Genomic DNA, 10,378 nt, shown 5'->3' on the forward strand with positions numbered 1-10,378 from the left:
CAGAGTAGACTGCATCATCATGTTCCAAGTCATGTATAAAAAATCAAACAATCCCACACACAAAGTGTGTCAGAACCGTTGATCTGCTTGGTTCATCACGCTATTGAGTTCTCAAACAACATATGCACACAACACTCCACAACCACAACACTGTGGCGCTTCACGTTGAGGCGGATTCCGAGCTTATCACCCACATGAACCAGAAGCAAACCGGAGAAAAACTCTCGATTACTCACCGTTCACCAAAGCTTGGTGACAAGGAAACAAGACCGAAGGGGAACCCAACCACCCGGTAATAACCGGCAGTCTTGCAGGATTGCTAAGCTACACCATCCAAGAACCAGATGCAAACACAGAAGCAAAACCCGTTAAGGATCTTGATTCCCCCGTGCGCATCGGCCTGTCGGCCTTGCTTGCAGATCAATAATTTACACACACTCCACAACAAACACAAAACCCCAGCTCACAGACGCTTTCGAACTGGGGCTCAGCTCTCGGCACGGACGCTACCCACCCAAGGTCTGGATGTGGCTGGAGTTCCGCGCGTCCTGCTTGAGGCTGCGTGTGTAGAAGACCTACGCAGCGATAACCGCATAGACCGCGGTGAGGAGGACACCGATGGCCGCTCGAGGTAGCGGATCAACGTCCCCGGTGAAGAACAGCTGGAAGCAGAGCACCGTCACCATTGCCATGCCGTAGGCGAGGAAACCGCCGACCGTCAGCGCACCAGCCTTGGGCCACCGTAGTGTGGCGAGCGCACTCAACAATGTGGTGCCCAGGATTTGGAAGAGCACGATCAGCCCCAGCATCGGCGCGCCCATCAACATCTCGTTAGCGCTGAACTGCTCCCGCAGCGTGCTCTCGCCATTCAACAACGCGGGGTAACCGATCAGGACGATAGCCAGGGGCACCGACCAGCAGGTCCTCACAGTCCCCACCAAAGCAGCTTCACGCCATGCCCGCCGGCTTCCGCCAAAGGCCAACCACTGGATGTAATTTTTCGGCAGCCCGTACGCGGTGAGCAACCACCTGCTGCCGATTAGCGCGCCAACAACCGTAATCCGTAGATAGGCCCCGATCGCATGCGCAGCCCAAGGCCAAAACGCCAACACGAGACCAAGCGCCAATGCGATGCTGCACTCCCATTTCGCCAGGGTTAGCCCAAGCAGGCGCAGCGGCCTGGTCACCGCAGCTTCGAGTGCCGTGTCTGCTTCGAAAGCCGCCCGCTCTTCGCGCCTCAAGTCTTCCGCATCCGAGACTGCCGGGCTAGCGGCTCCACCTTCAGAGCTCGACGCCACCTTCCGCGATTTCGCCTTCTCCGCTCGGACCAGGATGTCCTGCTCGCCCACCGCGTCATTGCGGATGTCCACATGGGCACTCCAGCCCTGGTAGACGGCGTAGGTGAAAAGAAGCAGATAGCCCACAAGGCAGGCGAGCAGAAGACTTCCCGAGCTCAGCATCCCGCCAGCGGTCCGAGAAATCACGACGACTATAAGGAGGTATAGCGCCGAGGCCGGGATCGTCAGCCCCCACATGGACACGGCGAGCCGGCGAATCTGAGCAGAGCTCAGCCCGAACACCCGCAACTCTTCGCCCTTCGCTTGGAAGACGAAGTTCACGCTGCTCACAGCGCCGCCGACGAAGAAGACATAAAAAAAGTTCATTGGCCGGTGCTCTACCTCGCCAACGATCGCGAGGAAGCTCATGAGCACTACGAAGAGCAGCGTCCAGAGCACGCTCCGCTACGACGCAAAGAGGAAGACCCGGCCCATCGCTCGGGTGTTTAGCCCCTGGACCTGGGACGAAGCCTCGCCCGCAACCCCCTTTTTTTCCGCCACCTTGATCCCACCGCCCAACGGCTGCGCATGACGATCACTCGTTTTATTGCTCATCCTGGGCCTCCTTTCCGGTCAGCGCGAGTACCGCCTGCTCCAGGTCCGTGGCTTGGAGCTGGACACCCGCGCGTTGCGCCGCCGCCGCGGCCTCCGGCGCCTCGGGGTCATAGCTGAGGGTCAGCCTGCGCAAACCGGTGCTGGTGACGTCCTTAATAAGGAAGGAAGAAGGGGCGACGGACAAGGAAGCAGACCACTGCTCGAGGAAGGCGGACACTGCCTGGCTGGGGCCGGAGACCAGGTGGATGCGGCTGGAAACGGTCTCGAGTGGGCCGAATTCCAGGAGCTTGCCCTCGTCGATGATGATCACCTGGTCCAGCAGTCAGGCGACGTCCCCGAGGTGGTGGGTGGAGAGGATCACCGTGCGGGGGTTGCGCTCCAGGTCGCACATGAGGAATTGGTAGAAGGCTTCGCGGCTCTGCACGTCGAGGCCGTGATAGGGCTCGTCCAGCAGGGTGATCGGGCACTGCGCTGCTAGGTCGAGGATGATGCTCACCGCCGAGCGCTGTCCGCGGGACATCGCGCGCAACCGCTTGCTGGTATCGATGCGGAAGGCCTGGATCATCTCCGCCGCGAAGGCCTGATCCCAGGTCGGCCAGCGAAGCTCCGCGATCCGCAGCACGCTATGCACCGGGAGGTCCTGCGGCCACGAGGCGTCCGGGCCAGCGAGAATGATGCGCTCCAGCGCCCACTCGTTATCGCGGATGGGCTGGCCATCCAGGGTCACCGTGCCGGAGCTGTTCAGCTGCAGCGCGATAGCCCGGAGCAGGGTGGTCTTCCCCGCGCCGTTTCGACCGATCAGGCCGTAGACCTGGCCTCCCGGGATCTGCAGGCTGATGCCATCGACGGCCGGGTGGGTTTTCTTGCCGAAGCTGACCGTCAGGCCCGATAGCTCGATGCTGGGTGCAGGCCCCTGTGGGACGCTCGTTCCAACGCTTTCTTTCAGGTGGTTCACGGTTGTGCCTTCCTGTGTGGTGGGATGCGCGGGCTTCGCTGCGGTGCTGGGTCAGTCATAAAGCCCCCGACTTTCGGCGACGTTGCCGAGGAGCTCGCGGAGCTCGCTGGCGGTCATGTCCAGTTTCGCGGCCTCGTCGACCAGCGGCACCAGGTAGCGGCCGGCGAAGGCCTCCTTGCGTTGTGCGATGACCTTCTCCCGAGCGCCCTCGGTGACAAACATGCCGATACCTCGCTGTTTCTGGAGCACCCCGGCGTCCACCAACAGGCTCAAGCCCTTGCGGGCTGTGGCCGGGTTGATTGCATGGAAGGCAGCGAGCTCGTTCGTCGACGGTGCCCGCTCCCCCTCTGGTAGGGAGCCATCCACAATGGCATCCGCCACGAGCTCGGCCACTTGCTGAAACAGCGGCGTGGTGGCTTCCTCCATGGCACCTCCCCTTACTCGTGTTCGATCCCCTCGATGGGGCGTGGTTGATGTTCACCGTCCGACCAGGTTGCGACTCAGCTCCGTGAGCCACCTATTTGGTTAGTTACTTGTGCAACCAACCATATAACAACTCTTTGATGCACACTAGAGGGGAAAGCGCCACGCGCACGGGCGCTCAAGAAGTACAGTGCGCAATGGATAATGCACTGAAAATTGTGAAACTAAAGAAACGGACAACCGACCCATCATGCTCGAGCGAACACAGATCTTTGTCGATACTTCTTATCTCCTAGCTAGCTTCTATAACTCCTGGGAAACTGGCGCCCGCGCGCAATTAGAGATCGACCTGCCGGAGGTCGTATGTACCTTGGGCCGAATCGCCCAGGACCAGCTCAAACAACCCATTCACCGACAATTTTGGTACGACGGCATCCCGGAGTCCGGGCCGCACCGCTACCAGCGTTCCCTGCGCAGCGAACCAGGCGTGCAGCTGCGCAGCGGCCAGCTCATCGAATGGGGCGACCGGCGCACGCAGAAGGCAGTGGACACCCGCCTCGTCGCGGACATGGTGCTCGCCGCCGTCCGCGGCAACGTCTCGGATATCGTCCTCGTCTCTGGCGATGCGGACATGCTGCCCGGCGTGGAAGAGGCCGTGAACGCGGGCATTCGCGTGCACCTCTATGGCTTCGGCTGGGATTCCATGTCCTCCCAGCTGCGCTTCGCCTGCGATACGACCACGATCCTCGACCCGCGCGAGGATTTCCGCGACACCATGCGCCTGCAGATCCTGGAGGGGCCGCTGCCCACCAATGCCAACGCCACCCCCCTGCCAGGCGAAACGCAGGGCGAGGACAGCCCATGCCCGGAGTTCAAGCCCCTCGGCGATGCGGAAGAGCCCGAAGAGCCGGGACCGAGCGTCATTCCGGATATGGAGCGCAGCAAACCGGCCACCAAGCCCGCGGCAGAAGCAAGCACCAACAACGCCCCTGGGGACGTCGCGCCAACCGAGACTGCCGCGGACCCGGCCTCGGCAGCTGCACCCGCGCAGGCTTCGGCCACCCCCGCAGCAACAGAAGAAGACCCGGCAAGCGGTGTACGGGCCAACGCTGCTGCGGCAACCACCACGACGGATGAGCAGGCAGCGTCCCCATCGGCCGCCCCAAGCCCCGCGGCGCACCCCGCCGCACCCAAGTCTGCGCCGAAGCCCGGGCCCAAGCCGGGTCCGGCACCTGCTGCCTCCACCGAACCAGCGACGACCGAGCCGACCGCCGAAACAATGGCGCAACCGACCCCCAACACCGTCGCCGCTCAGGAGCGCACCGCGCCGACCAATGCGGCACCGGACAACACGGCCGAGCAGGGCGAGGCAGCACAGCCCCAGGCAGAGGCGCCGGCCACAGCCACCGAGGACACCCCGGAACCAGCGCCGAAGCCGAAGCCAAATCCGTCCATGATGGCCCGCCACCGCAAGCTGCGCTCCCGCTACGTCCCGCTCCCCAACGAGGTCTGGGCGTCCGCGGGAGAGCAGAACCCCTACGACATCGGCCAGCAATACGCCGTCTGGTGGTTCGACAACGCCGCGAGCGAGGCCCAGAAGGACAACGCCCACCTGCTCTCCGGCGGCGGCCTTCCCCCGGAGATCGACCGCCCGCTCCTGCAGTTCGCTTGCGATACCCTCCACGAGTACACCCTGACGGAGGCCCAGCGCGTCGGACTGCGCGATGGTTTCCACAGCGGTATCCGCGGCATCATGCTCCGCGGCCCGCGCGCTTAAAACCGACCTTCGGCGTGCATGTGTTTTGATATACGCATGCACACCGGAACGACCGTCGAGCACAAACAAGCCTCCGTCACTGGATTCAGCACTGCGGAAACGCAGCCCGATGCCCTGAGCCCGCTGCGCACAATCGTGCACATGCTGGCCACGGGCGCGGTTGCGGCAGTGGCGACGGTCGCGGCCTGGTTCATCATGTCCAGGCCGAGCCTTCCGGCATATAACACCAGTTACGCGCTCAAGGCACTGAGCAGCGTCGGCTCCGTGCTCGTGATCCTCTTTGCCACGGCGTCGGTGTACTACGTGCTCCACCCTCGCCCCAGCTGGTCGAACTGGCAGCGCCGCGTTCTCGGCGTGCTGCTCTACCTGGCTCCGGCCGGCCTGGTGATCACCAGCATCGGTATCCCGCTGGCCGCCACCAGCCTGTACCTGGATGGCGTGAGCGTCGACCAGGCTTTCCGAACCCAGTTCCTGACCCGCCTGACGGACACCCCGGGCTGGGTGGACATGGCCTACCCGGACATGCCGAGCTTCTACCCTGGCCTGTGGTTCTTCACCGGTGGCCTCTTCGCCCGCATCACCGGGTTGGCGGGCTGGGCCGCCTACCAGCCGTGGGCGTTGATGACCCTGGCCGCGGCTTTTTCCATGCTCGTTCCCCTGTGGCGCCACCTCACGGGCTCGCTGGCCTCGGGCGCGACGGTTGCGCTGGTCACGGCGGTGGCAACCCTGCACGTGGCACCGGAGGAGCCCTATGCCGCCATCGTCGCGGTGGGTATGCCAGCAGCGATGGTGATGACCCGCCACGCGCTGCTGGGCTCCCGCTGGGCGCTGTTTGGCGTCATGGTCTACCTGGGACTTTCGGCCAACCTCTACACGCTGTTCACCGCCCTATCAGCGCTCTCGGTGGTGGTCATGGCCATCGCCGCAGCGATCCGAGAGAAGGGTATCCGTCCACTCCTGAAGCTGCTGGCCATGGGCATCGGTTCGATCCTCATCGCGTTGCTCGGCTGGCTGCCCTACCTGCGCGCGCTGCTGACCCAGCCGCACGGCCCGACCGGCAAGGCGCAGCACTACCTCCCCAAAGATGGCACCGAGCTGATGATGCCCTTCTTCAATGTTTCCGCGCTCGGTGTTCTCGCTCTGATCGGCCTAGTCTGGCTGGTCGCCCGCCACCGTCAGGACGACGCCCGCGCCCTTCTGGTCGGCATCCTCACCGCCTACGGTTGGGCGGTCGCCTCCATGGCCATGCCGCTACTCGGCACGACCCTGCTGGGATTCCGCGTAGCGCTGCCGATCGCGCTGCTGTTCGCCGTGGCCGGCGCGCTAGCGATCATCGACCTGCGGGGCGTGGGAATGCCGAAATTCTACCCGGCGACCGTAGACCCCGCGAAGTCGAGGGGTGTGACGCGCGTCTTCGCCGCGATCCTGGCATTCGGAACGCTCTACTACGCGATCGATATTCCGATGAACCACGAAAAGAAGATCGATACCGCCTACACCGACGCCGACGGCAACGCCGCGCGTGGGGACCGCATGCCTGCGGACGCCACCGTCTACTACGCCGAGATCGACGAGCACCTCGTCGAAAAACTGGGCAAGCGCTCCGGATCCACCATCCTCACCGATGAGCAGCATTTCATGAGCTTCTACCCCTATCACGCGTACCAGGCGATGACTGCCCACTACGCCAACCCGCTGGGGGAGTTCGAGCGGCGCAACGAAGCGATCGAATCCTGGACACAGATCACCGACCCCGACGAGCTGGTGGCCGCGATGGATCGGGCAGCCGAGGAAGAAGGCTGGACCGCACCGGACGCCCTCGTCCTCCGTGGCGAAGTGCCGGCCGAAGAAGGCGGCCCAGCGGGAAGCGACGCCACCCCGGTGGAGGAAGCGGAGTTCTCCTATCTCATCGCGGATGACATCTACCCGAACCAGCCGAACGTCCGTTTCCGCACCGTTCACTTCCCGGCGAGCGCGTTCCAGAAGCACTGGGATGTCACGCAAATCGGTCCTTTCGCTGTCGCAGTGCGTAACTAAGGCCACGCGCGTGCTAGTCCACATTTGACTGGCGGTAACGTACAGTTATTAGCCGTGTCTACGGTGCAGCAGCAGAAAAATAACCAGCCAGATCAAGGGCCCGGAAACGCGGTGAACCCCACCGCGCCGCCACAGGCAGGCTCGGCCCCGAAGAGTGGCGCCAGCAGTCGGATCATGACCCTCGCGATCGTCTCCGGCTTGCTGGGCTTCTTGCTTTTCATCGCCACTCCATTCCTGCCGGTGAACCAGCAGCAGTCCTCCTTCTCCTGGCCGCAGAACGGGGATCTGCGTAGCGTCACCGCGCCGCTGATCAGCTACTCACCGGAGAGCCTGGACCTTTCCATCCCGCTCTCCGAGATCGATAAGCTCAACGACGGCCAGAGCACCGTCCTATCCACCGTGCCGGAGGGTTCGAAGGAGGAGACGCTGCGCGGGCTCTTCGTCCGCAACACCGACTCCGGCCTGGACGTCATCATCCGCAACGTGGTGCCGCTCTCCCTCAAGGAGAAGGACCTCAAGGAGCTCTCCGAGGATGCCCTGCTGCGCATCACCTCGGATGCCGAGGCCACCCGCGTCTGGGTGGACGGCACCACCACCGACGGCGAAGAGCTGGACCCTGCGGTGTACTCCGGCGATATCGACCGGGATACCCGCCCGATGCTGACCGGCATCTACACCGAGTTCGAGAACACCCCGGAGAACGCGAAGGCCGCCGCCGATGCGGGGCTCAAGGCCGACGTCAAGGTGGATTCGCGCTTCTCGAGCGCCCCGACGCTGCTGAAGAACATCGTCATGTGGCTCGGCCTGGCCTTCATGGTCGTCGCGCTGTGGGCGCTGCACCAGATCGACAAGCTGGATGGCCGCGCCGGCTCCGGCCGCCTGATGCAGAAGGACTGGTGGAAGCCCCGCTGGGTAGACGGCTTCGTGGGCGCCGTGCTGCTGATTTGGTTCTTCATCGGCGCGAATACCGCCGACGATGGCTACCTGCTGACGATGGCCCGGGCCAGCCACGAGTCCGGCTACATGGCCAACTATTACCGCTGGTTCGGCGTACCGGAGTCCCCTTTCGGCTGGCCGTTCTACGACCTGCTGGCGCTGATGGTTAACGTCTCCTCCACCTCCCTCTGGATGCGACTGCCCGCCCTGCTGGCCTCCGCGGTGACCTGGCTGGTGCTCTCCCGCGAGGTGCTGCCGCGCCTGGGAGTGAAGGTCAATCAGCGCGCCGTGGCGCACTGGACCACCGCGGTGGCCTTCCTGATGTTCTTCATCGCCTTCAATAACGGCACCCGCCCGGAGCCGATCATCGCGGTCTTCTCGCTGCTGACCTGGGTCTCCTTCGAGCGCGCCATCGCCACCCACCGGCTGCTGCCGGCGGCGATCGGTACGCTGCTGGCCACCCTGGCGCTGGGCGCGGGGCCGACCGGCCTGATGGCCGTGGCGGCGGTGCTGGTCTCCCTGAATGCACTGATCCGCATCGCGGTGCGCCGCCTGCCGTGGCTGGGGGCTGAGAAGGGCGCGAGCCGCGGGAAGGTGATCCGCGGGATGCTCGCGCAGATCGCACCATTCCTCGCCGCGGGTACCGCAATCCTCGTCGGCGTGTTCGGTGACCAGACGTTCAGCACCGTGCGCGAGGCCATCGCCGTGCGCTCCGACCGGGGCCCGTCGCTGTCCTGGTACCAGGAATACGTGCGTTACACCTCGCTGCTGGAGCAGACCACCGACGGTTCCTTCGCGCGCCGCTTCATCGTGTTGATGATGATCTTCAGCCTCGGCGTAGTCGTGGCCTCCATGTTGCGCAACGGGCGTGTTCCGGGCGCGGCGAAGGCCCCAACCATTCGCCTGATTCTGGTCATCCTCGGCACGGTCTTCTTCATGGTCTTCACGCCGACGAAGTGGACGCACCACTTCGGCGTCTACGCGGGAATCGGTGCCGCGCTCATCGGACTCGCGGCGGTCGCCGCCTCGCAGTTCTCGGCGAGCTCCGCGCGCAACCGCGTGCTCTTCCTGGGCACCACGCTCATGCTCTTCGCACTGACGCTCTCCGGCACGAATGGCTGGTGGTACATCTCCAGCTTCGGTGTGCCGTGGTGGGATAAGACGATCCAGGTCGCTGGCATTGAGGCCTCGACGGTGATGTTGGTCATCGCCCTGCTCACCCTGCTGTGGGGCGTGCTACTCGGTTACCGCACGGACGCTCAGCGAGCGCGCGCCCAGTCCGCGGGCGAGGCTGCCGACGCCGATAATGGCACCGATGACGGTGCGGCGAAGGAGGTAGCGGAACGGAAGGGCAAGTACCGCATCACAACGGTGACCGCGGCACCGATCGGTGCGCTGACCATGCTGGCCCTGGTGTTCTCGATCGCGTCGATGGGCAAGGGCTTCATCTCGCAGTGGCCGGCGTATTCGATCGGTAAGGGCAACGCCGTCTCCCTGGCCGGGCACAGCTGCCAGCTGGCCGAGGATGTCCTCGTGGAGACGAATACGAATGACTCGCTGCTCAAGGTGGCCGATGGTTCACCGATCGGCGATTCCCTGACCACCGACGACTCCACCGGCTTCCTGCCGAACCGCATCCCGGCGCACATCGACCCGGATGGCCGTGGCGAGGATGCCGTGAGCCAGAACTCCGTCGAGACCGCGATGAAGCTGGATGGCGATCAGCCGAGCACCGGCACGGACCTGGGTGAGGAAGCCGGCCAGGCCAGCAACGAGGGCACGGACGGTACCGCCGGCGCCTCGTCCAATGACCGGAACGACGACGCCGCAGCCTCCGGTGACCGCAGCGGCGGTGCGGAGGCCGCGGACGGTGGCCAGGATTCCGGCACCGCTGGTGGCCTGCTGCCGAAGCCGGGCGTGAACGGTTCGCACGCGCGCCTACCTTTCGAGCTGGATCCCCAGCGGGTGCCGGTGGTCGGTTCCTTCCAGGAGGGGTCGCAGTTCTCCGCCTCGACGACGACCAAGTGGTACTCCCTGCCGGAGAACCGTGAGGATCACCCACTGATCACGTTGAGCGCGGCGGGCACCATCGGCCACTACGATTCCGACAATGTCTTCCAGTACGGGCAGCTGGTCAAGGTGGAGTACGGCAAGTCGACCGGCAAGGGCCAGGATGACTTCGAGCCACTGGGCGAGGATCTGCCACTGGACATCGGCACCGCCCCGCAGTGGCGCAACCTGCGCATTCCGATGGAGTGGATCCCGGAGGAGGCGGATCAGATCCGCATTGTCGCGGTAGACACGAACCTCACCCCGTCCGAGTGGCTGGCGCTGACCCCGCCGCGTGCCCCGCAGCTG

The 10,378-nt window shown here is 64.4% G+C and carries 7 protein-coding genes; 3 read left to right on the plus strand and 4 right to left on the minus strand.

Features of this window, described 5'->3' with window-relative positions:
• Positions 1 to 575: 575 nt before the first annotated feature.
• The 4 genes from Q1V78_RS06950 to Q1V78_RS06965 all read right to left on the minus strand — a co-directional run bounded on the left by Q1V78_RS06950 (position 576) and on the right by Q1V78_RS06965 (position 3,273).
• On the minus strand, positions 576 to 1,664 hold the full coding sequence (locus Q1V78_RS06950; protein ID WP_300613020.1) for an ABC transporter permease: 1,089 nt from the start codon (positions 1,662 to 1,664) through the stop codon (positions 576 to 578).
• 217 nt (positions 1,665 to 1,881) lie between these two features.
• A complete protein-coding gene (locus Q1V78_RS06955) occupies positions 1,882 to 2,202 on the minus strand; it encodes a hypothetical protein (RefSeq protein ID WP_300613022.1) in 321 nt (106 codons plus the stop codon).
• A gap of 12 nt (positions 2,203 to 2,214) precedes the next feature.
• Positions 2,215 to 2,847, minus strand: coding sequence for an ATP-binding cassette domain-containing protein (locus tag Q1V78_RS06960; protein WP_300613024.1), 633 nt, complete (start codon positions 2,845 to 2,847; stop codon positions 2,215 to 2,217).
• A gap of 51 nt (positions 2,848 to 2,898) precedes the next feature.
• On the minus strand, positions 2,899 to 3,273 hold the full coding sequence (locus tag Q1V78_RS06965) for a GntR family transcriptional regulator (RefSeq protein WP_300613026.1): 375 nt from the start codon (positions 3,271 to 3,273) through the stop codon (positions 2,899 to 2,901).
• 247 nt (positions 3,274 to 3,520) lie between these two features.
• Here Q1V78_RS06965 and Q1V78_RS06970 point away from each other — a divergent pair, with 247 nt between their 5' ends.
• The 3 genes from Q1V78_RS06970 to Q1V78_RS06980 all read left to right on the plus strand — a co-directional run.
• Positions 3,521 to 5,047 (plus strand): NYN domain-containing protein, encoded by a 1,527-nt coding sequence (locus tag Q1V78_RS06970; protein ID WP_300613028.1) that lies wholly within the window; start codon positions 3,521 to 3,523, stop codon positions 5,045 to 5,047.
• An 18-nt stretch (positions 5,048 to 5,065) separates the two neighbouring features.
• Positions 5,066 to 7,084, plus strand: a complete 2,019-nt coding sequence (locus Q1V78_RS06975; protein WP_300613030.1) for a galactan 5-O-arabinofuranosyltransferase — start codon at positions 5,066 to 5,068, stop codon at positions 7,082 to 7,084.
• A 54-nt stretch (positions 7,085 to 7,138) separates the two neighbouring features.
• Positions 7,139 to 10,378 (plus strand): arabinosyltransferase domain-containing protein (locus Q1V78_RS06980; RefSeq protein WP_300613032.1); only part of this gene is annotated, 3,240 nt, incomplete at its 3' end.

Origin of the sequence: Corynebacterium sp. (assembly GCF_030152825.1) — a bacterium.
GTDB lineage: Bacteria > Actinomycetota > Actinomycetes > Mycobacteriales > Mycobacteriaceae > Corynebacterium.